19 protein-coding genes and 1 pseudogene are annotated in these 20,922 nt (G+C 61.7%); 18 read left to right on the forward strand and 2 right to left on the reverse strand.

Going from position 1 to position 20,922, the window contains the following annotated elements; all coding sequences use genetic code 11:
* Positions 1–33 precede the first annotated feature (33 nt).
* Positions 34–444 (forward strand): hypothetical protein, encoded by a 411-nt coding sequence (locus F758_RS0128155; protein WP_157450185.1) that lies wholly within the window; start codon positions 34–36, stop codon positions 442–444.
* Positions 445–557: 113 nt separating this feature from the next.
* Positions 558–794, forward strand: coding sequence for a hypothetical protein (locus tag F758_RS0128160; RefSeq protein WP_051387062.1), 237 nt, complete (start codon positions 558–560; stop codon positions 792–794).
* Here the strand turns inward: F758_RS0128160 and F758_RS0128165 are convergent.
* On the reverse strand, positions 788–2,440 hold the full coding sequence (locus tag F758_RS0128165; RefSeq protein WP_349543439.1) for a glycoside hydrolase family 17 protein: 1,653 nt from the start codon (positions 2,438–2,440) through the stop codon (positions 788–790). The two genes, F758_RS0128160 and F758_RS0128165, sit on opposite strands and share 7 nt — an antisense overlap.
* Positions 2,441–2,671: 231 nt before the next feature.
* On the opposite strand from F758_RS0128165, the gene F758_RS0128170 reads away from it, so the two are divergent.
* From F758_RS0128170 to F758_RS48185, 7 genes and pseudogenes are all read left to right on the forward strand, one after another.
* On the forward strand, positions 2,672–4,147 hold the full coding sequence (locus F758_RS0128170) for a GH1 family beta-glucosidase (protein WP_024511027.1): 1,476 nt from the start codon (positions 2,672–2,674) through the stop codon (positions 4,145–4,147).
* A 157-nt stretch (positions 4,148–4,304) separates the two neighbouring features.
* A pseudogene (locus F758_RS44670) lies at positions 4,305–4,490 on the forward strand (hypothetical protein); the annotation flags it as partial.
* 355 nt (positions 4,491–4,845) lie between these two features.
* Positions 4,846–5,433 (forward strand): DsbA family protein, encoded by a 588-nt coding sequence (locus F758_RS0128180; protein WP_024511029.1) that lies wholly within the window; start codon positions 4,846–4,848, stop codon positions 5,431–5,433.
* 310 nt (positions 5,434–5,743) lie between these two features.
* Positions 5,744–7,147, forward strand: a complete 1,404-nt coding sequence (locus tag F758_RS0128185) for an MFS transporter (protein ID WP_024511030.1) — start codon at positions 5,744–5,746, stop codon at positions 7,145–7,147.
* An 11-nt stretch (positions 7,148–7,158) separates the two neighbouring features.
* Positions 7,159–8,352: an acyl-CoA dehydrogenase family protein gene (locus tag F758_RS0128190; RefSeq protein ID WP_024511031.1), complete on the forward strand. Its 1,194-nt coding sequence runs from the start codon at positions 7,159–7,161 to the stop codon at positions 8,350–8,352.
* Positions 8,353–8,365: 13 nt separating this feature from the next.
* Positions 8,366–8,767 (forward strand): VOC family protein, encoded by a 402-nt coding sequence (locus F758_RS44675; protein ID WP_035723353.1) that lies wholly within the window; start codon positions 8,366–8,368, stop codon positions 8,765–8,767.
* A gap of 395 nt (positions 8,768–9,162) precedes the next feature.
* A protein-coding gene (locus F758_RS48185) for an IS630 family transposase (RefSeq protein ID WP_502689185.1) occupies positions 9,163–10,102 on the forward strand; the annotation gives its coding sequence in 2 pieces (ribosomal slippage) (positions 9,163–9,498 and positions 9,500–10,102; 939 coding nt in all).
* A gap of 116 nt (positions 10,103–10,218) precedes the next feature.
* On the opposite strand, the gene F758_RS0128210 is transcribed toward F758_RS48185, so the two are convergent.
* Positions 10,219–10,998 carry a Spy/CpxP family protein refolding chaperone gene (locus F758_RS0128210; protein WP_024511034.1) on the reverse strand — a complete coding sequence of 260 codons (780 nt, stop codon included), beginning with the start codon at positions 10,996–10,998 and terminating at the stop codon, positions 10,219–10,221.
* Positions 10,999–11,510: 512 nt separating this feature from the next.
* Between F758_RS0128210 and F758_RS0128215 the strand changes: the two genes are divergently transcribed.
* The 9 genes from F758_RS0128215 (at position 11,511) to F758_RS0128255 (ending at position 20,844) form a co-directional block, all read left to right on the forward strand.
* The gene (locus tag F758_RS0128215; RefSeq protein WP_024511035.1) at positions 11,511–12,851 is read left to right on the forward strand and encodes an ABC transporter substrate-binding protein; all 1,341 of its coding nucleotides are present in this window, start codon (positions 11,511–11,513) and stop codon (positions 12,849–12,851) included.
* A 128-nt stretch (positions 12,852–12,979) separates the two neighbouring features.
* Positions 12,980–13,918 (forward strand): carbohydrate ABC transporter permease, encoded by a 939-nt coding sequence (locus F758_RS0128220; protein ID WP_024511036.1) that lies wholly within the window; start codon positions 12,980–12,982, stop codon positions 13,916–13,918.
* Complete coding sequence (locus tag F758_RS0128225) at positions 13,918–14,829, forward strand: carbohydrate ABC transporter permease (RefSeq protein WP_024511037.1); 912 nt, start codon at positions 13,918–13,920, stop codon at positions 14,827–14,829. Before F758_RS0128220 ends, F758_RS0128225 begins: the two co-directional genes overlap by 1 nt.
* Before the next feature lie 5 nt (positions 14,830–14,834).
* Complete coding sequence (locus tag F758_RS0128230; RefSeq protein ID WP_024511038.1) at positions 14,835–15,944, forward strand: ABC transporter ATP-binding protein; 1,110 nt, start codon at positions 14,835–14,837, stop codon at positions 15,942–15,944.
* Between the two features lie 21 nt (positions 15,945–15,965).
* Entirely contained in the window at positions 15,966–16,955 is a 990-nt protein-coding gene (locus F758_RS0128235) for a hydroxyacid dehydrogenase (protein WP_024511039.1), read from the forward strand.
* Between the two features lie 66 nt (positions 16,956–17,021).
* Positions 17,022–18,446, forward strand: coding sequence for an amidase (locus tag F758_RS0128240; RefSeq protein ID WP_024511040.1), 1,425 nt, complete (start codon positions 17,022–17,024; stop codon positions 18,444–18,446).
* Positions 18,447–18,545: 99 nt separating this feature from the next.
* Positions 18,546–18,950, forward strand: a complete 405-nt coding sequence (locus F758_RS0128245) for a hypothetical protein (protein ID WP_024511041.1) — start codon at positions 18,546–18,548, stop codon at positions 18,948–18,950.
* Positions 18,951–19,045: 95 nt separating this feature from the next.
* Positions 19,046–19,846, forward strand: coding sequence for a transporter substrate-binding domain-containing protein (locus F758_RS0128250; RefSeq protein ID WP_024511042.1), 801 nt, complete (start codon positions 19,046–19,048; stop codon positions 19,844–19,846).
* 179 nt (positions 19,847–20,025) lie between these two features.
* Complete coding sequence (locus F758_RS0128255; RefSeq protein ID WP_024511043.1) at positions 20,026–20,844, forward strand: DUF2147 domain-containing protein; 819 nt, start codon at positions 20,026–20,028, stop codon at positions 20,842–20,844.
* Positions 20,845–20,922 lie beyond the last annotated feature (78 nt).

The raw sequence follows: 20,922 nt of genomic DNA on the forward strand, positions 1-20,922 counted from the left end.
AGTGAAGCTAAATGGCGGCCATGGCGTGAAAAAGTGCCCACCATTCAAAGAACCGTGTGGGCGGCGTTATCACCGCAGCCGACCCGTCATAGGGTACTGGCATCGCCGCGCCCCGCCTGTCAGGCCGAACGATTCCGGCGTCGATCGGAAATTGTGAACCTGTTCACAGCGCATTCCGCCATTTACCCCTTCAATGCGCCGCCCGTTGCTCTGGAATCCATGATGACAAAGAAAATCGATCTGTTGACGGCTTCGGTCGCCCTTGGTGTTGCGAGCTACGCGGCGATCATCCTGGACTGCCTGGCGCACGACCAATTCGGGTTGTCTGATCGGCAAATTTGCCGATCGGCGGTCGCAGCCGCCTTTCTGATCGCCCTCGTCCTCGGCGCAGCCTCCTTCAGCAAGGAAGCGGGCAAAGCCAAGAGCTCCGACCCGAGGCGCTAGCCAAGGGTCCTCGAATTGAGGTTTAACATAGCAGCGGATCGCGTACTTGTTTTGATCGGTTTGCGGATTCGCCCGATTTTTTTATTTGAAATGCCAATTTGCAGGAGACGATTTTGAAGGCTTTCTTCCGATCTGCACTGTTCACATGGATCTTGGCGTCACCCGCGCTGGCGGAAAAGCTGGTCGATCCCAGTACCGTTGCGCCGGAATATCGAGAGGCGGCGGTCAAGCGCCGTGCCGAGCAGATCAAGCAACTTGAATGCGCCAAGAAGGCCGACATCGCAAAAGTGGTGCCACGCGAACGGACCGCGTTCCTGCTCCACTGCCTCGAGGCGGAAGCGACTCAATAGATCCGATCAGGGCTTGGGTGACCGCCATTCGACGATGCAGCCGCGGCGGACTCCACAAGATTCGCCGGCTGCAAACCTGCTCGCGCAGCAACCGCTGGCATAATGGGTGCCATTGCGGCAACAGGCAGGGAACGCGCCCGCCACAGCGTGTTGACGAGCAGGAAATAGACCGCCGAGGTCCACAGGGACTGCCAATTCCGAAAGCCCTCGTTGAAGACGATATAGATCGCAGCGAGGGCAAGCAGGCTTGCGAACACTTCCTCCGCGATCGGTCGCGCAGACGACATCGAACGGTTCGCCAGCGTCACTGTCCAGAATGGCACAACGGCCATGGTCAGACTCGCGAAGGGGAAATCGCGCCACCGCGCGTCGAACACGAGGCTGAGCGCCGTCTCCACCGCGAGCAGCGTGACCGCCATCAACGCGAATCCCAAAATCTGCTTCGGCAATGCAAGCGGTGCGCCCTCGCCTCTGCCGATCAGCTCCCGAAATGTCGGCATCGCCCGCTTCGACGTGATCGCGTTCGAACACAGGATTGGCGCGGCGATGCCTACGCTCAGCAGCGAGCCCTGCAGGAGCCAGCCGCCGACCCCGTAGCTTTGGTAGAGAAAGTCTTCGGCCGCGAGGCCCAGCAAAATCCCGCCCAAGGTCGCCGATATCGCGACGCCAACCCACGATGCCAGGCGGGGCAAGGACGGCCGCCGCCTGAGCGCGAGCAAGGCGGAGCCAAATGTGCAAAGCCCGAATAAGAGGCCGCCCGCAAGCTGAAGGTGCCAGAGCGGATGATCGCTGACCGTCGCCCCAGCCGGATATTTCAGCTCGCGAGTCCACCCGTCAAACACGCCCCAGGCGCCCCCGACCGTGCCCTCCCACTGCCGCTTCCACGGCTCGTCATAGGCCTCGAATAGATTGACACGGAAATTCTCCCGCCGCGCACGCTCGACAAGCTCGGCAACAAAGCGCGCCTGGTTGATGCGTGATGGCAGCGCACCCTCGCGCATGCGCCCCCTGCTCGGCCACCCCGCCTCTCCGATCAGGATCTCTTTGCCCGGAAACTCAAGCGCGATTCGCTTGCGAATCTCATCCACATGAGCGGCCGCCTGCTCGGCGCGGACAGGAAAGTCCTCCCAATAGGGCAGGATATGGATGGTGATGAAATCGACGTCGTCGGCGACCGCGCGATAGCGCTCCCAGAACTCCCACACGTCGGCATAGGTCACGGGGATCTTCACGCGCGACTTGGCCAAACGGATGGTTTGCCGAAGATCCGACGCAATCATCTCGCCTCGCAAGAGCACCTCGCTGCCGACGATCATCGCGGTGATCACGCCGGGATATTTCTCGACCAGCGATACCGCTTGGTCGATCAGCAGCGCGTTCTTGGCACGGTCTCGCCCGATCCAAACGCCCAGAATGACCTTCAGCCCGACCTTGGAGGCAAGTTCAGGCACCTTGTCCAGGCCGTTGTCGATCGAATAGGTGCGAACACATCGCGTGACCTTGGAAAGTTCGGCCAAATCAGCGGCGATCTGCTCCGGGCTGATGACGAGGTCCTGCATAAACGGCGTTTGCTCGCCGCGAAACGGCGCGTAGGACACACAATCCAGCTTGATCGCCGGATCGACCGGCGCAGACGCCAATGTCACTGGCCTCCCCAACCACCACCAAGCCGCGGCGATCAGGCCCAGGGATATGACAAGAAGCGCCAGCGGCGCACGAACGGCAATGGGTGGCGTCCTCGGCAAGGCGTGTCGATCAGGTTGGAGTGATTAGCGGTTTAGGTGGGAATTCGATAGCTGCTATATTGACCTGCCTCAAGGGCTGGCTACGACAGATTAGCCTTGCTCGCATGCAAATTTGTCCTGGCCTGAACCATGCTGCTCAACAGATTTTCCCGGCGCCATTTTGCCAAGCTGGCGGGCTGGTCGGCCGCTCTCGGGCTGACGAGATCTTCCATCAAGTCCGCCCGGGCGGAGCGGGCCGGAGCGCCGGCACGCGCTGGCGTCGAAGAGCGCTTTCCCCACGACTTCGTATGGGGGACTGCGACATCCGCCTATCAAGTGGAAGGAGCCGTCAACGAAGACGGACGAGGTCTATCGATTTGGGATCGCTTCGCTCACACCCCGGGAAAAATCGCCGATCATAGCAATGCCGATGTCGCCAATGATCATTACCATCGATACAAGCAAGACGTGCAATTGATGAAGGCGCTGGGAGCCAAGGCGTATCGCTTCTCGGTCGCGTGGCCTCGCATTTTTCCCGAAGGATCGGGCGCGCCGAACCCAAAGGGCCTCGATTTCTACAACCGTCTTGTCGACGAATTGCTGGCGAACGACATCGCGCCATTTGCCACCTTGTATCATTGGGATTTACCCCAAGCGCTTCAGGATCGTTTCGGCGGATGGCAATCCCGCGAGACCTCAAAGGCATTTGCCGATTATGCGGCCTATGTTGCCGAACGCCTGAGCGATCGCGTGAAGCACATTTTCACGATCAATGAATGTTCGAGGTTCGTGCATTTCGGCTATGGCCTGGGCGTCGATGCGCCCGGTTTGAAACTATCCGCACGTGAACTGAACCAGGTTCGCCACCATGTCGCACTTGGACACGGACTAGCAGTGCAGGCCATCCGCGCTCATGGAAAAGCCGGAACCAAGGTTGGACCGGCCGAGAATATTTTGACCTGCATACCTGCCATCGCAACGCCCGACAACGTACGCGCCGCGGAAGCGGCGACTCGCGAACTCAACGCCGGTTACATCACGGTGATACTGGAGGGACAATATACGCAGCGCTTCCTGGCGGAAGCCGGAGGTGCCGCTCCGATCCACACCACCGAGGATCTGCGCGTCATTTCATCCCCCATCGATTTCATCGGGCTGAACATCTATAAGCCCGACCAATATGTCGTCGCAAGCGAGGGGCAGGATGGCTTTAGCCTGGTGCCATTTCCCGCATCGTTTCCGCACATGTACTCCTCGTGGCTGAGGATCGGACCTGAAGCGATGTATTGGACGCCGCGTCACGTGGCGAAGCTATGGGGCGTGCGATCGATCTACATCACCGAAAATGGAACGTCCGCCGTCGACGAACCCGATGCGAACGGCAATGTCGTCGATGTCGATCGGATCATGTATCTGCGCGGCTATCTGAGCGAGCTGCGACGCGCGACCGCGGAAGGAATACCCGTGTCCGGGTACTTTCTCTGGAGTCTGATGGACAACTTTGAATGGATCGACGGCTTTCAAACGCGCTTCGGACTTTACCAGGTCGATTTCGCGAGCCAGCGTCGGACGCCAAAGCTGAGCGCTTCATTTTTTCGTGAGACGATCAGACAGAACCGTGTCGTTTGACCGCGCAGGATCATGATCTGACGGCGATCGTGACGCCGGCCATCCTGATTGTATATCTGGTCTAACGAAAACAACGGTTGATATCCTTAACACAGACTATTGTGCCGCCGTCCGCCTTGCGAAACATTACCCGCACACGTGCATGTTGGGGCGTAACATGCGTAAGCAGGATGGCGGTTACGACTATCATCGCTATCGGCAGTTGCTAGCCGAGGCGGATGACGAGAAAAAGCGGCTGGCCTTGATCGAGCTGTTGATCCAGGAGCGGGCCAAGGATCGGCTCGCGGCCGAACGCGCTTCCGATCACGCCGCGACAACTGCGATGACTATCGCAAGGGTGCTCGGCACATCCGCGCCTCGTGACAAGAGCTACTCCAGCACGTCGCTTAAGCTGGCGCCGTTGCGATTGGTTAGGAATCCGCGGCAAGCCGACAGTCGGTGATCGATCCCTTAAAGCTCTCTCGCTTTTTGTGCTGCTTGGTTCTGGCCGTTTCACCTGGCGTGATTATCGCGGGTTTCGATTTGAACGTCGGATAGGACAGGCCCGTGGCCGATTGTCAGATCACTCGTTTCGCGGTAGCGAGATGGCTGCATGTGACGCGGGTGCCTTGGGACAAAACCAAAGATCCGCTGTTCGGAGCAAGCCATTGCCGACCCATTCTCGCCTCGCCGCTCTTGGTCTATTTGTGCTGAGCGCGATGTTCGTGCTGCCTGAGGCTCGCGCCGACAAGGCGCAGACGCTGACGCTGTTGGCGAAGTCGCAGCCGCTGCCTGACATGGCCCTCGGTCGCGAAAAGGCGCCTGTCACCATCATCGAATACTCATCGCTGACCTGTCCGCATTGTGCAGCCTTTGCGGAGAACGTCCTTCCCATGCTGCAGGCGAAATATATCGACACGGGCAAGGTTCGCTTCGTGTCGCGGGAGTTCCCGCTGGAGATCAAGGCTGTGGCCGCCTCGATGCTTGCGCGCTGCATCGCCGGCGACAATGCGCAGCGCTATTTCGACGCTCTCACGATGCTGTTCAAGCAGCAGGACGCGGTCGTGGCACACACCACCGATACGCTGAAATCCATCGGCGGCCATTTCGGCATGAGCGAGCAGGACGTCGACAGCTGCGAGAAGAACCAGGAAATGCTCGACAAGATCGCGGCCGGCCAGAAATTCGCCTTTGACCAGCTCAAGGTTAGCGCGACGCCTACCTTCTTCATCAACGGCGAAATGGTGAAAGGCGCGATGTCGTTCGAGGAATTGGACAAGCGGCTCAACAAGCTCTTGAAGCGCTGATGTCGCGTGGTGTTGCCCGCCGGTTTGGGGCGATACCGATCACTTTGCAGTCATAGGCCGGCGTGGCGTTGGCCACACCAGCGCGGCGCGTTGATGCGACGTTGCGCCAAACCAGCTTTGAATCCCGGCACTTGCCGTGCACATCGCGTCGACATTTGCGCCTACTCTCCCGCGCCGCAATAGCCATGAGCCGAACGCGGTTCCGGCCTTGCCGCTTGTCGCAATCGCAGGGTAGCCTTCGCATGAAGGCGAAAAGCGCAGGCGCAACGCACGCCTCCTAAAAATGAACATGCGCCATTGGGGAAACGCCATGTTCGATATACTCGATCGACGCACGAGTCTGTCCCGAAATCAGATCAAGATTCTCATCGCCGCCATCATCGGTGATGCCCTGGAGTTCTTCGATTATTTCCTGATCGGCTTCGTGCTCGCCTTTCTGATCGGGCCATGGAAGCTCACCTTCGGCCAATCCGCGACCGTGCTCATGAGTTCGGGAATCGGCGCGATCATCGGCGCCTACGCCTGGGGCTGGCTCGCCGACCGCATCGGCCGCCGATTGGTTTTCATTGGCACCGTCATCAATTTCTCGGTTGCCACGGGGCTGCTTTATTTCACGCCCGACAACGGCTGGATCTATCTGGCGATCATGCGCTTTTTCGTCGGCACCGGCGTCGGCGGCCTTTATTGCGTCGACCTGCCCTTGGTCCAGGAATTCATGCCCTCCTCCAAGCGCGGCTGGGTTGGCGGGCTCGTCACTTGCGTCATTCCACTTGGCGTTGGTATCGGAGCGATCCTCGGCGCCTTCATTGGCACCGATCAATGGCGGCTGCTCTTTGCCATCGGCGTGCTGCCGGCTTTGCTGGTGCTCCTGGTCCGTATCTGGGTTCCCGAGAGTCCACGCTGGCTCTGCCGGCAGGGTCGATATGCGGAGGCGCGCAAGTCGCTCGCCTGGGCGCTGCAGGTCGAGCCGTCTTCCTTGCCAATGCCGACCGCGGCCGATGCCGGACCGGTCGTTGTCAGCAACTGGTTCGATCTCTTCAAATATCCGCGGAGCCTGATCGTGTCCTGGCTTGGCAATGCCGGGGCCCAGACCGGGGTCTACGGCCTCACACTGTGGGCGCCATCGCTGTTCGTGGTGCTCTTGAAGGTGACCCCGCAGGAGGCCGCCCGGATGATGATCCTGCTGAGCGTGTTCGGCTTCATCGGCCGGCTGTCCTTCTCGTTCTTTTCGGAACTCATGGGACGGCGCAACGCCGGCGGCCTGCTCGGTTTCGGCGCGGGGTTCCTGACCATTTTGGCGGGCTACAATTATGATGCGACCATCATGGGTGTTTCGGCGTTCTGGCTGATCCTGGCTGTGACCTTCTTCTTCGCGGACGGCGGCTTTGCCATCGTCGGCCCCTATGCCGCGGAAGTCTGGCCGTCGCACTTGCGTACCTCCGGCATGGGCTCCGCCTACGGCTTTGGCGGCATCGGCAAGATCATCGGCCCGGTCGGACTCGCCCTGATCGTCGGCTCCAACAATTACCTCAAGCCGGACGTGCCGCTGCCGCAGATCCCAACGGCCTTCGTCTATCTCGGCTGCTGGTTCCTGATGGCCGGCGCCGTCTATTACTTCGTGGGCATCGAGACCAAGGGCAAGTCGATCGAGCAGATCGACCAGGAACTGAACGCCGCAGCCGATTTGCCCGCGGTGCAGGTCCGGCAGGCCTGAGGGGTTCAGCCATGCCTGCCGTAACCACAGCCAACCTTGCGGGCGATCCAGGCGTGATAGCCGGCGCGCAAGCCCTCCGCGAGGCGGTTGCAACCGCGGCCGACGAAATCGAACGGGAGCGGCGATTGCCGCCTCCCCTGCTCGACAAGCTGCATGAAGCCGGGCTTTTCCGCTTGCTGCTACCGCGCTCATGCAACGGGATCGAGACCGATCCCGTTACCTTCTTCCACGTGATGGAGACTATCGCGCAGGCGGACGCCTCGACGGCCTGGTGCCTCAGCCAGGCCGGCGGCTGCGCGATGTCGGCGGCCTATCTCGACCTGCCGGTGGCGCAGGCGATCTTCGGCGATGACCCCCGTGCGGTGCTTGCCTGGGGACCGGGTCCCAAGGTGAAGGCGATCGAATGCGAGGGCGGCTACCGCGTAACGGGCGTCTGGGCCTTTGCCTCGGGCGGCCGCCATGCGACCTGGCTGGGCGCGCACTGTCCGATCTTCAACACGGACGGCTCGCCAAAACGCGACGAGAACGGCGTTCAGCTCGAGCGCACCATGCTGGTGAGGAGCGAGGACGTGATCTGGACCGATATCTGGAGCACGGTCGGCCTCCGGGGCACGGCCAGTGATCAATTCGCTCTGAACGACTTCTTCGTCCGCGCCGACCATTCGATCACCCGGGAATTCGATCGCGAATGCCGGGAGAGCGGTCCGCTCTACCGCATGGGCTCCGGCACCTGCTACCAGGTCGGCTTTGCCGGCGTCGCCTGCGGCATTGCCCGCGGCGCGCTCGACTGCTTCATCGATTTGGCGCGCAACAAGGTGCCGCGCGGCTTCAAGAGCCCGTTGCGCGACAATGCCGTGGTGCAATCAGGCCTGGCCCAGGCCGAAGTGGGGCTCCGCGCCGCCCGCGGCTTTGTGCTGCAATCGATGGCTGAGATCTGGAAGCAGCTTCAGGCCGGCGCAATGATCACGGTGGAACAGCGCATCGTCGTGCGGATGGCAGCAACGCACGCCATCGTGAAAGCGCGCGAGGCGGTCGACTTCGCCTATCATACTGCTGGCGCCACGGCGATCTTCGAGAACCACCCGTTGGAGCGGCGCTTCCGCGACATGCATACCGTGACGCAGCAATTGCAGGGGCGAATGAGCCATTTCGAGACCGTCGGTGCGTGGATGCTTGGCGCCGACGCCGACCTCACCTTCGTCTAGGGAGAACAAAGGCATGCCGCTTGGCAGACTGCAGCACTTCACCATCGAGCCGCAGGACCTCGAGCGCAGCAAGGATTTCTATGTCGACGTGCTCGGCCTCGAAATCGGCGACCGTCCGCCGCTCGATTTCCCGGGCTATTGGCTCTACTCCGGCGGGGTCGCCACCGTGCACCTGATGGGCACCCGCAAGCCGCGGGAGGGGATTGTCGTGCGCGGCACCGAGAAGAAGTACGAGGACACCGGCCGCTTCGACCACATCGCCTTTGCCGCCACCGACGTCGAGGCCATGCGTGATCGCCTGCGCTCAAAGGGCGTGACGTTTCGGGAGAGTGTCGTGCCGCGTACCGGTGATACCCAGTTCTTTCTCTATGATCCCGATGGCGTCGGAGTTGAGCTGAATTTCCCTGGGGCTTAAGCCCTGAGCAAGAGCGCCTGCGGTATCATTCGGCCGCCGGGTGCGGCGCGAATGCAACGCGCGGCGCTCACGTAATGTCGATCCCGACAAAGGTCACGCCGCAGCCATCAGTCGGGCGCGAAACGGTCGGCTTTTCTTCATCATTGCATTGAGGATTTGAAGAGCCGCGCCGCTGCGGCAGGATAGCCGGGTGCCGGGCCTTTAACCTACCCCAGGGCGCGCGTGCCCGGCTATTCGCAAGCGTGGGGCGCGTCGAAACGAGAGCGCGTCGTCCGGCGACGCGCCACGCGCCGCCTCCCTTCTAAAGCGGGATGGGGTTAGGTTGAATCGATTTAGGATTCCCAAATCAGCGTGTTTCTGATTCACCATGCTGGCTGGATAGGAGGCCAGCATGGATGGGCAAGCCTTATTCTCTGGATCTGCGTAAGCGAGTCGTGTCCGCGATCGAGGGCGGGATGTCCCGCAATCGGGCCGCCAAGCAGTTTGGGGTGGCGATCAGCACGGCCATCGGCTGGATGCAGCGTGTCGACGAGACCGGCAGCGTCGAGCCTGGCCAGATGGGCGGCCACAAGCCGAAGGCGGTTTCGGGAGACCATGCGGTCTGGCTGTCCCAACGGATCAAGGACGGCGATTTCACGATACGCGGTCTCGTTGCCGAGCTTGCCGGCCGCGGCCTGAAGGTCGACTACCACTCGGTATGGGACTTCGTGCATGCCGAGAAGCTCAGCTTCAAAAAAAAGCGTGGCGGCTGGCGAACGCGATCGACCCGAGGTCGCGCGGCGGCGAGCCCAGTGGACAAAGTATCAAAGTCGCGTCGATGCTGAGCGGCTGGTCTTCATCGACGAGACCTGGACCCGGACCGATATGGCGCCCTTGCGGGGATGGGCGCCGCGCGGGAGCAGACTTCACGCCAAGGTTCCCCACGGCCGCTGGAAGACCATGACTTTCCTGGCGGCCCTGCGCCACGACCGGATCGATGCACCATGGTTCATCGAAGGGCCGATCGATGGCGTGAGCTTCCGCACTTACGTCGAGAAGGTCCTCCTGCCGACCCTTCAGCCCGGCGATATCGTCATCTTGGACAACCTCGGCAGCCACAGGAGCAAAGCAGTTCGCCAGCTCATCCGCTCGGTCGGCGCCAAGCTCTTCTTCCTGCCAAAATACTCGCCCGACCTGAATCCGATCGAACAAGTCTTTGCCAAGCTTAAGCACCTGGTCCGCAAAGCTGCCGCGCGAACCGTCGAGGCCGTCTGCACCGCAATCGGCCATGCACTCGATGCCTTCACCTCCGAGGAATGTGCCAACTACCTCAAAAATTCAGGTTATCGAACTTAATGCCATCACGCTTTAGAGCCGTGATGAGATCAGGTTGAATCGTCATCGCGCTCTAAGCTTTTGTTTGAGCGTGACCTTTTAGAAGACCGCTGCACGCTTTCCGGACCATGCTCTAGCTAGTCCAGTCCGCGCTCGTGGCTGAGGCGGACCATCTCCTCGACGAAGATCTGCTTCTGCTTGTCGTCGAGGCTCGCATAGAGCGGCTCGGCGGCGTCGGCCACGTTGCGCTGATCGGAGGCACGGTCGACCAGAAACTGCGCCTCATTGCGCATCTGTTCGATGATGTCATCAGGCGGATCGCGCTTGGCGCGGGCGATGCGCAAATTGAGACGGTCGGCGCCATTGTGACCGAGATAGTGCATTGCACTCGCAAAGGGTCCCCAATTCTTCTCCTGGTCCGCCGTCAGGTTCAGTTCCTTCTTGATCCGATCGATGAGCACGTCGTTGTTGGCGACGATCTGGTCGGCCGACAGTTGCGGCTCGCCCTCCTGCGTCAGCACCGTGATGGGCCTGTTATTATTGCTGTTATTGCTTGGTGGTGCGCTCGGAGCTTTGGCCGTCTTGGTGGCCTTCGGCGTCTTTGCCGCGTTGCTCTGCCTGTCCTTGTCTTTGTCGTTCTTGTCATTGGCAGCGGGCGCGGTAGCCTGCTGCCCGTTATTCCCGGTAAACACGCCCGTAACGCCGGTGACGACGCCGACAACCCCGCCGATCGCGCCACCCAAGACGCCGCCGACAGGACCTGCAGCCTTGTTGCCCTCCCGCGCGCCCTGTTCCACGCCCTTGACCAGCCCCTGCGCGTCACCCTGTCGCGGCGCGCCTACCAGGGCAATGGCGGCGGCCCCAAGCGTGATGCACAGCCTCAAACGCGCACGCAGCTTCGACGTCCTGCTGATCATTTGCCAGGCTCCATGAGGGATCGGAATCGAAAATCGTTGGGTTTAACGAGCGGCGGGACTCCCCATCCCACGGCTCGATTCTTACGTTTCCGCAGTGTCTAAGTCCACCGCGTGCGACGCTTTGCAGCGATCGAGAAAAACCGTGACCGGCGAGGCCATTACAGACGGAGCGGTGCATGCTCGGCTGGCGATCGCGGCAATGACAAAGCGAGATTGCCGTGTCATTGCGCAACGCGCACGCAGAGCAAAGCGGAGAGATCGAGACTGCGCATTATGTGCGACGCAATATTCGACGCCGCGTCATCGCAAACACGTGCGTTAACTTTCGGAAGGCAGGCGCATCGGACGCAACGTTAGTTCTAGAGAACTCCGTCACCGGATTTCTCGACAGAAGCTTTCAATTCTGCTCTGATCGCTGACAATGAAATCTCCGCGAAGCCTGACTGGGCCGCGACGCAAAAACAGAAAACGAGATTTCTCATCACATAAGATGGCTCACCAGGAGGAACGCCATGTCAGGGAGAAGGCTCACACGCCGTGAATTCGTAGCCAGTACTGCCGTCACATCCGCCGCGCTCGTCGCCGCGCCTTACGTTCGTTCGGCGCACGCAGCCGGCAAACTCTCGATCGGTTTCTGGGATCACTGGGTTCCCGGCGCCAACAAGGCCTCCACTGAACTCTGCAATGAATGGGCAGCCAAAGAGAAAGTCGACCTTCAGATCGACTACATCACGAGCCAGGGCAACAAGAACCTGGTGACCATTGCCGCCGAAGCGCAGGCGAAGTCCGGCCACGATATTTTCCAAATGCCGACCTGGTGGTGTCATTCCAATTCCGACCTGATGGAACCCGTGAACGACATCATGGAGCCCATCATCAAGCAGAACGGGGAAGTCAATGGCACCGTGAAGTATCTCGGCAATCTCGACGGCAAGTGGATGGGAGTGCCTGCTTGCGTCGGCAGCCAGATTAAGGGCCCCTGCTCCCGCATCGACCTGATGAAGAAATATGCCGGGATCGACGTGCAGGAGATGTATCCGGCCGGCAGCCCGCCCAAGGCCGACAATTGGAACACCGATACCTTCCTCAAGGCGGCCGAAGCCTGCCACAAGGCCGGTTACCCCTTCGGCATCGGACTCGGCGAAACCTCCGACTCCGTCGACACTGCCGGCGCGTTCTTCCAGGCTTTTGGCGCGGAACTCGTCAACGCCAAGGGCGATCTGACCGTGAAAACCGATAACGTCCGGCAAGCGCTCGAATTCTATAAGAAGTTGGTCCCTTTCCTGCCGCCCGATGTCGCGGCCTGGGACGACGCCTCGAACAACAAATGGCTCGTCGCCGGCAAGGGCGCGATGATCATGAACCCGCCGAGCGCCTGGGCGGTGGCGAAACGCGATGCGCCGCAAGTGGCGGAGCAATTGTGGACACATGGCTTCCCCGTCGGGCCCAAAGGCCGCTTTGCGCCATTCCTGCCCTTCTTCTGGTCAATCTGGACCTTCTCGAAGAACAAGGAAGCGGCCAAGAGCTTGCTCGTCCACCTGTCCAAGCCATCTTCCATCGAGAAGATGGTCGACGCGAGCGGCGGCTACGATCTGCCGGCCTTTGAGAATCTGACCACACTGAAGGTGTGGGCGGAGGCGGAGCCGCCGAAGGGCACGCTGTACCACTACCCGAACCCGTATCACCATCAGGTACTCTCCATCGCAGCTTCGCCGGCGCCGCCCAAGGTCGCCCAACAGATCTACTTCCAGGCGACGCAGACCAAGATGTGCCTGCGTTACGCGCACGGCGAGAAGATGGAGGACACGCTCGCCTGGGCGGAAGGCGAGTGCGAGGGCTTCCTGCGAAGCTGACGCATCGATCTGCGCCATGGCGATCCGGCCAGTTGCGGGTTGCCCTGGTGCATCGATCCTCGCCTGAGCCGGAAGCAGACCACGGCGGAACGGTTTGCCGGTGAAAGTCCCTGCAAGGAACACGCACCATGGCTGATGTCGCCTTTCAACAGAACAGGATCGCCCGCGCAACGAGCACCCGCCGGGGCTCAAGCCTACGCTACGCGCTCAAGCGAAAGTCCACCGCCGCGTTCCTGATGACGCTGCCGCTCATTCTGCTGATCGCGATCCTCGTGGTCTATCCGGCGTTCTACTCGCTGCATCTGGCGACATTGAACAAGTCGATGCAGAAGTTCGTCGGCCTCGGCAATTTCCAGTTTCTGTTCAGGCGCGAGACGTTCTGGCTGGTCGTCAAGCAATCCTGCATCTTTGCCATCACGGCCGTGATCTTCAAGGCGCTGATCGGCTTCATCGTCGCGCATTTCGTCCACAACATCCCGGCCAAAGGTCAGCGCAAATGGCGCGGCATGCTCTTGGTACCCTGGGTGATCCCGCCCGCAATGAGCACGCTGGCCTGGCTTTGGTTGTTTGATCCTTCCTACAGCGCGTTCAACTACACGCTCTCGCTGTTCGGCATCGGCCCAATTCCTTGGCTTGGCGAAGCCGGCTGGGCGCGCTTCTCGGTGATCCTCGTCAATATCTGGTACGGCGCCCCCTTCTTCATGATCATGTACCTGGCGGCGCTGAAGTCGGTGCCGGATCAGCTCTATGAGGCCGCCGCGATCGACGGCGCCAATTGGTGGCAACGGATCTGGTACGTGACGCTGCCGATGATGCGCAACATCATCGCGATCACGACGCTGTTCTCGCTGATCGTCACCTTCGCCAATTTCGACATCGTCAGAATCCTGACCAATGGCGGCCCGTTGGATCGCACGCACCTGTTTGCGACCTGGGCGTTCCGGGTCGGCATCGAGGGCAGCGACATTCCGCTCGGCGCCAGCGTCTCGCTGTTCATGTTCCCGATCCTGGCGATCGCTGCGATCTTCATCCTGCGCGACATCTCCAAACGTGGGAACGAAGCCTGATGAGCACGCTCGCAATCGATAAATCCGGACCGACCCGCAAGGTGAAATACGGCAGCATGCGCCGGAGCCGCGCCTGGGCGTTGCGCTGGTCGTATTTCTTCCTCATCGTGTTCGCGATCTTCTCGCTCACGCCGCCGTTCTACATGCTGATCACGTCGCTCAAGAGCAGCGCCGAGATCTCCGCGGCGACCAATCCCTGGTGGGTGTTTCATCCGACGCTCAGCAACTACATCGAGTTGCTGGGATCGAACCAGTACATACGCTTCTTCCTCAATTCGGCGATGGTGTCGGTCGTCGTCGTGATCATCACCATGCTGATCAGCATACCCGCGGCCTTCGCTCTGGCGCGCATGAAGTTCTGGGGCTCGGCGATGCTGGCGACGGGCGTTTTCCTGACCTACCTGATCCCGGACTCGCTGCTGTTTCTTCCGCTGTTCAAGATGTTCTCGTTCTTCAGCGATTGGACGGGAATCCCACTCGTCAACCATTGGTACGTGCTGCTGCTGGTCTATCCGACGCTGACGGTGCCGTTCTGCACCTGGATCATGATCGGCTATTTCGCGTCGATCCCGAAGGAGCTGGACGAGGCCGCCATCATCGACGGTGCCTCCTGGCTGCAGACGCTGACGCGCATCTTCATTCCGGTGGCGCTGCCGGGACTCATCGCCGCCACCATCTTCGCCTTCACGGTGTCCTGGGCGCAGTTCCTCTATCCGCTGGTCTTTACGACTTCGACTGATCAACTCGTGCTGCCGGTCGGCATCGTCACCACGCTGATCAAGGGTGACGTGTTCAACTGGGGTCAGATCATGACCGGCGCGCTGCTTGGCGCGGCACCGCCGCTGATCATCTACGCCTTCCTGATGGATTATTACATTGCCGGCCTCACCGCCGGCGCGACGAAGGGTTGAAGCCGATGGCCGAAGTGAATCTGCGCAAAGTGGTGAAACGCTACGAGGACGTCGAAGCCGTGCGCGGCATCGACCTCGACATCGCCGATGAGGAGTTCGTCGTGCTGGTCGGCCCGTCCGGCTGCGGCAAGTCGACCACCTTGCGGATGATCGCGGGGCTCGAGGACATCACCGACGGCGACATCATGATCGGCGGCGACGTCGTGAATGACGTTCCGCCGAAAGATCGTGACATCGCGATGGTGTTCCAGAATTACGCACTCTACCCGCATATGACGGTCGAGGAGAACATGTCCTTCGGGCTGCGGCTGAAGCACTACCCCAAGTCCGAGATCAAGGCCCGCGTCACCGAAGCCGCCCGCCTGCTCGACATCACCGACCTCATCGACCGCAAGCCGAAACAACTATCCGGCGGCCAGCGCCAGCGTGTCGCCATGGGGCGCGCCATCGTGCGCAATCCCAAGGTCTTTCTGTTCGACGAGCCGCTTTCCAATCTCGACGCCAAGCTCAGGGTGCAAATGCGCATCGAGATCAAGAAGGTGCACCAGAAGGTGCGCACCACCACGGTTTACGTGACCCACGACCAGGTCGAGGCGATGACGCTGGCCGATCGCGTGGTAGTCATGAACAAGGGCCGGATCGAGCAGATGGGCACGCCGAACGAGCTCTATCACAACCCGGCCACGCGGTTCGTAGCCGGCTTTATCGGTTCGCCCGCGATGAATTTCGTGCCGTGCCGGCTCGAGGAGCTTGACGGCAAGCTCAATGTCCGCCTCACCGACCGCCTCGCCTTCCCGGTGCCGGGCCAGCGCGCCGTACGTTACCACAATATTCCGCGCAACGAGCCGCTGTTGATGGGCATCCGGCCCGAGCACATCACCGAGGCGCGGCCGCACGACGAGCCGGGTGTCGAAGCTTTCGACACGGTCCTCGATGTGACCGAGCCGATGGGGATGGAGACGCTGGTCTACTTCACCCTCGAAGGCGCTCAGATCTGCGGACGCGTCAACCCTAACTGGGGCGCGCGCGACGGTGCGCCGATGCGATTGGCTGTGGACCTCAACAACATGCACCTGCTAAACGAGGCGAGTGGCGTCGTCCTGGGGCGACCGTAGACACTCTCCTAAGGGCAGGAAATGACAGCAAACAAGAAGAAGATCCTCGTCACGGAATCCATGTCGGCGACGGGGCGAGCACTCCTCAATGCGCGTGACGACATCGATCTCGTCGAATTCCCCAACATGATTTCGGCCCCGGATTTCGAGGCCCTCTTGCGTGCGCAGGCGCCGGTGCACGGAGTTGCGCTCGGAGCGACCAGGTTCGGCGAGCCCGAACTCGAAGCATCCGGCGACATGAAGGTCGTGACCCGCATCGGGGTCGGCTACGACGCGGTGGACGTGCCGGCGCTGAGCCGCCGCAAGGTCCCGCTGATGGTGGCGGGCACGGCGAACTCCCCCTCGGTAGCCGAATGTGCACTGTTCATGATGCTGACGCTCGCCAAGCGAGCCGTTGAAATGGACACGATGGTCAAGAACGGCACCTGGCCTGAGCGGCTTGGTAAATTGCCTTACGACCTCTTCGGCAAGACCTTGCTGATCGTTGGTTTCGGGCGCATTGGCACCCGCACCGCCAAGCGCTGTCAGGCCATGGAGATGCAGGTCCTGGTCTACGATCCATACAAGAGCCCCGCTGATATCAAGGCGGCCGGCTGCGAAGCGGTCCCCGAGCTCAATGCGGCATTGCCGCGCGCGGATTTCGTCAGCATTCATTGTCCGAAGACGCCGGAAACGGTCGGGCTGTTCAACGCGGCGCGGCTTCGGCTGATGAAACCAACCGCCTACCTCATCAACACCGCGCGCGGTGGCATTGTCGACGAGAAGGCGCTTTACGATGCGCTGGCATCAGGCAAGCTCGCCGGCGCCGGCCTTGACGTCTTCGAGCAGGAGCCGCCGCCGGTCAGCAATCCGCTGTTCGGTCTGCCCAACGTCATCACGGCGCCGCATGTCGCGGGCGTTACCCGCGAAGCTGTCGACCGCATGAGCGAGCAGACCGCGCGCAACATCCTGAGCGCGCTTGACGGCGATCCGATCCGGCAGAACGTGATCAATCAGGACGTGCTCGGCTGATTTCGGCAGCAGCAGGCGCGCTGTCCGGGTACGCCCGCTGTGCGCCCAGTTTCAATGGGTTGTCCAATGGCTTTCAAGGAATATGGCAGCTACGACGCGGTCGGTCTGGCCGATCTTGTTCGCAAAAAGGAGGTGACGCCTCGAGAGCTGCTCGACGAAGCCATCGCGCGAACTGAAAAAGTCGATCGGCAGATCAATGCCGTCGTGGTCAAGCATTACGACTATGCCGAACGACAGATCGACAAGGGACTTCCTGAAGGCCCCTTCGCGGGCGTTCCTTTCCTGCTGAAGGACCTCGATCTGTTGGAGGGCACGCGCACGACATTCGGCGCCAGTCTCTACAAGGACGAGGTCGCCGATCATTCGAGCACGCTGGCGCGGCGCTGCCTGAAGGCGGGGCTGACGATCTTCGGCAAGAGTTCGAGCCCCGAGTTCGGCTTGATGCCGACCACCGAACCTCGCCTGCATGGCCCAACCCGCAATCCCTGGAATCTCGCACATTCGGCAGGCGGCTCCTCCGGCGGCGCCGCGGCGTCGGTCGCCGCGCGCATCCTGCCTGTGGCCCACGCCAGCGACGGAGGCGGCTCGATCCGCATCCCCGCCTCGGCCTGTGGCGTGTTCGGGCTGAAGCCGACCCGCGCGCGCAATCCGGTTGGGCCGGATCGCGGCCAGGGCTGGGCCGGCTTTTCCTGCGGGCACGTCGTCAGCATCAGCGTGCGCGACAGCGCGGCCATGCTGGACGCGCTGTGCGGGCCGGAGCCGACGAGCCCCTATCACGCGCCGGCGCCGGAGCGGCCGTTCGTCGAAGAAGTCAGGCGCCACCCCGGCCGCCTGCGCATCGCCTTTACGGCCAAGTCGCCCTATGGCGAGGCGATCGATCCCGAGATATCGGCGGCCGTGCGCGACACCGCATTGCTATTGGAGAAGCTTGGTCACCATGTCGAGGAGCGCGCGCCCGTGCTGCCGCTCGATCCCGCGGAGGTGATGGCAACCATCGTCGGCGCCAACACCGCCCTGAGCGTGCGGCTGGCGGAAAAGCGCTTCGGGCGCCCCATGACGGCGGAGGATTTCGAGATCCTGACGCTTGTCATGGCACACAATGCGCAAAGCACCAGTGCGACCGATTACGCCGCGGCGGAGCTCGGCGCGTTCCGGATCTCGCGCGCGCTCGCCGAATTCTTCACAAGCTGCGACGTCTTCCTGAGCCCAACCTTGTGCACGCCGCCGCTGCGTCTCGGCGAGCTCAATGCGATGGCGCAGGACCTGTCCCATATCGGGCCAACCCTGCGGCGTTACATGCCGGGCACCTCGATGTTCAACATGTCGGGCCAGCCTGCCATGTCGGTGCCACTTGCCTGGCATAGTGCCGGGTTGCCCGTCGGCATGATGTTCGCCGCGCGCTTCGGCGATGAAGCGATGCTGCTGCGCCTCGCCGCGCAGCTCGAGCAGGAGCGGCCGTGGCGCGCGAAACTGCCGCCGATTTGCACCTAAATAGCCCAAACTCGGCCTTATTCGGGGGCAAGCCTAACCGAACCTGCGCGCCGGCCATGGCACGGGTGGGCCGGATGCCGTGTTTCGGAGGACGGAACATTGACCCAGAGCGATCCAACGGATGAGGCGCTCGCCACCATTGCGAGCATCCTTGAGTACCCGCAGACCCCTCGTGGATCAGAACAGCCCACGACTGCATCGCCCCCTATCGCGCCGGTCGGCGCCGATGGCTACACCAAGATCGGTCCCGGCCCGATGGCCGCGATCCGTTTCAAATGGAGCGTGCGCCGCGGCGAAAACGACGAGTACTATGTCGACGAGATGATCGGAGAGAATTCCGCCCCGATTGTGCTCGGCCCGATGAGCGCGGAAGCGGCGATCAAGATGGTCGACGAACGCGAGAGCGAGGCGCGGGCCCGGTTTGAGCAGATCCGACGTGAGATGATTGCTCGCAGTCCTACAGCCGAGGCTGCGGAGGACGTGCGGCGGCAGGGCGAGGTTTAGCCTCTTGCCTTTCCCATATCGGGCGTGTTTGCGAATGCCGAGGACTTGCCCATAGGACAATCGACTCGGCGTTTCCTTTCGCGAATGAGAGCCCGATGCAACGCATCCTGTCCTGCCTCGCTGCAGTGTTCGTGCTTCTGGCGAGCGCGGCGCAGGCCCAAGAGTCTCGCCAAGAGCCCCGTCAGGAGATCTCCCGCCTCGACGAGATCATCAAGCGCGGAACGCTTCGCGTCGGCATGACCGGGGATTATCTGCCCTTCAGCGCGTTCGATAGCGCAAGCGGCAAGTTCCGTGGCTTTGACGTCGATATGGCGGAAGCCCTGGGCAAAGCGCTTGGGGTCAAGGTCGACTATGTCAAAACAGCCTGGCCGCAGCTCACCAAGGATTTCGAGGCCGACAATTTCGATGTCGCGATGGGTGGCGTCTCGATCACGCTGGACCGGCAGAAGAAAGGCTTCTTCTCAACGCCTGTCATGCGCGAGGGCAAAACGCCGATCGCGCGCTGCGCCGATGCTGACAAATTCCAGACGCTGGAAACGATCGATCAGCCGGGAGTCCGCGTGATCGTCAATCCCGGCGGTACCAACGAGCGCTTTGCGCGCGCCCACATCAAGAATGCCGACATCAAGGTTTACGGCGACAATGTCACGATCTTCGACGAGATCGCCAAGGGCGATGCCGATCTGATGATGACGGACGCCTCCGAAACCCGCTATCAGCAGAAGCTGCATCCCGGGGTGCTCTGTGCTATACATCCCGACAAACCGTTCGACTTTGCCGAGAAGGCTTATTGGCTGCAGCGCGACGAGACTCTGAAAGCCTTTGTCGACCAGTGGCTGCATATCGCGATGGAGGACGGCAGCTTCAAGAAGATTTATGCAGCCTGGTTCGAGTGAGGTCAGGAACCGTCCGCGCTCTCCGGACATTGATCGGCCGTCCGGACCGGGTGCGCGGGGCGCATTGAACCTGAGTCGCTAGCCCACGACTCATGTTCTGAAGTGATCTGGATCGCGCTTTGGGCGCACGCCCATGCGTAGGACCCGTGCGAGGGACAAAGCCCGCTCAGGAGGTCACGATGACAAGGCTGTTGGCTCTTGCCGCATTCCTGTTCGCGAGCAGCGCCGCCCAGGCCCAATACACGTTCCATTATGGCGGGCACACCATCCATATCGATCCGGACCGCGGCATTGTCTCGATCCCTGGCATTTACGACAACACCGGTCGCAAGGCCAAACGCATCCGCAATCATGATCGGGCGTCCGCGCGCAAGCAACAACAGCCTCCGCAGGAGGCCAAGGTCGAGCCGCAGCCGCAGACACCAGCCGCGCCGCCTGGTGAGGCCGCTGCCACACCAGCGCCCGCGCAAACGGCGGTGACGCCGTCTCCAGCCGCTCCGACGACGGACAGCCCGCCACCGGCGGAGCCCGAGCCGACGACAATGGCGAATAGCACGCCGGCGGATGCAGCCATGTCGCCTCCGCCTGCTTCTCACACGGCAGCACCAGTCGCACAACAGGATGCCGCAGCAAAGCCCGCCGCTGCTGCTGCGCCGAACTCGCAGCCGGCCCCTGTGCCCGCAGCGCTGCGCGATCCCAATTCGCCGCTTGGGGTGTGGTTGACGGAAGAGAAGGAAGGCAAGGTCCGCATCGAGCAGTGCGGCGCCAATCTCTGCGGCTATTCGGTGGACGCAAAGACCAACCAGAATGGCGAGCAGGTTCTCATCAACATGAAACCGGGCAAGGACCTGAAATGGAGTGGCCGGATTCTTGATCCCAACACGGGCAGCACCTACGACTCAACCATCGCCTTGAAGGGACCCGACACTCTTCGCGTCCAGGGCTGCGCCTTTGGCGGCATGTTCTGCGGGGGCCAGACCTGGACGCGCGTCAATTGAGGCGCCCCGCCCCACGCTTCTCGTACGCGCTGCGGCTTTGATCTTAGCGGGCGGTCCGAGATCAGCCATGGCGCCGTC

The organism is Bradyrhizobium sp. ARR65 (assembly GCF_000472385.1).
Taxonomy (GTDB): Bacteria; Pseudomonadota; Alphaproteobacteria; order Rhizobiales; family Xanthobacteraceae; genus Bradyrhizobium.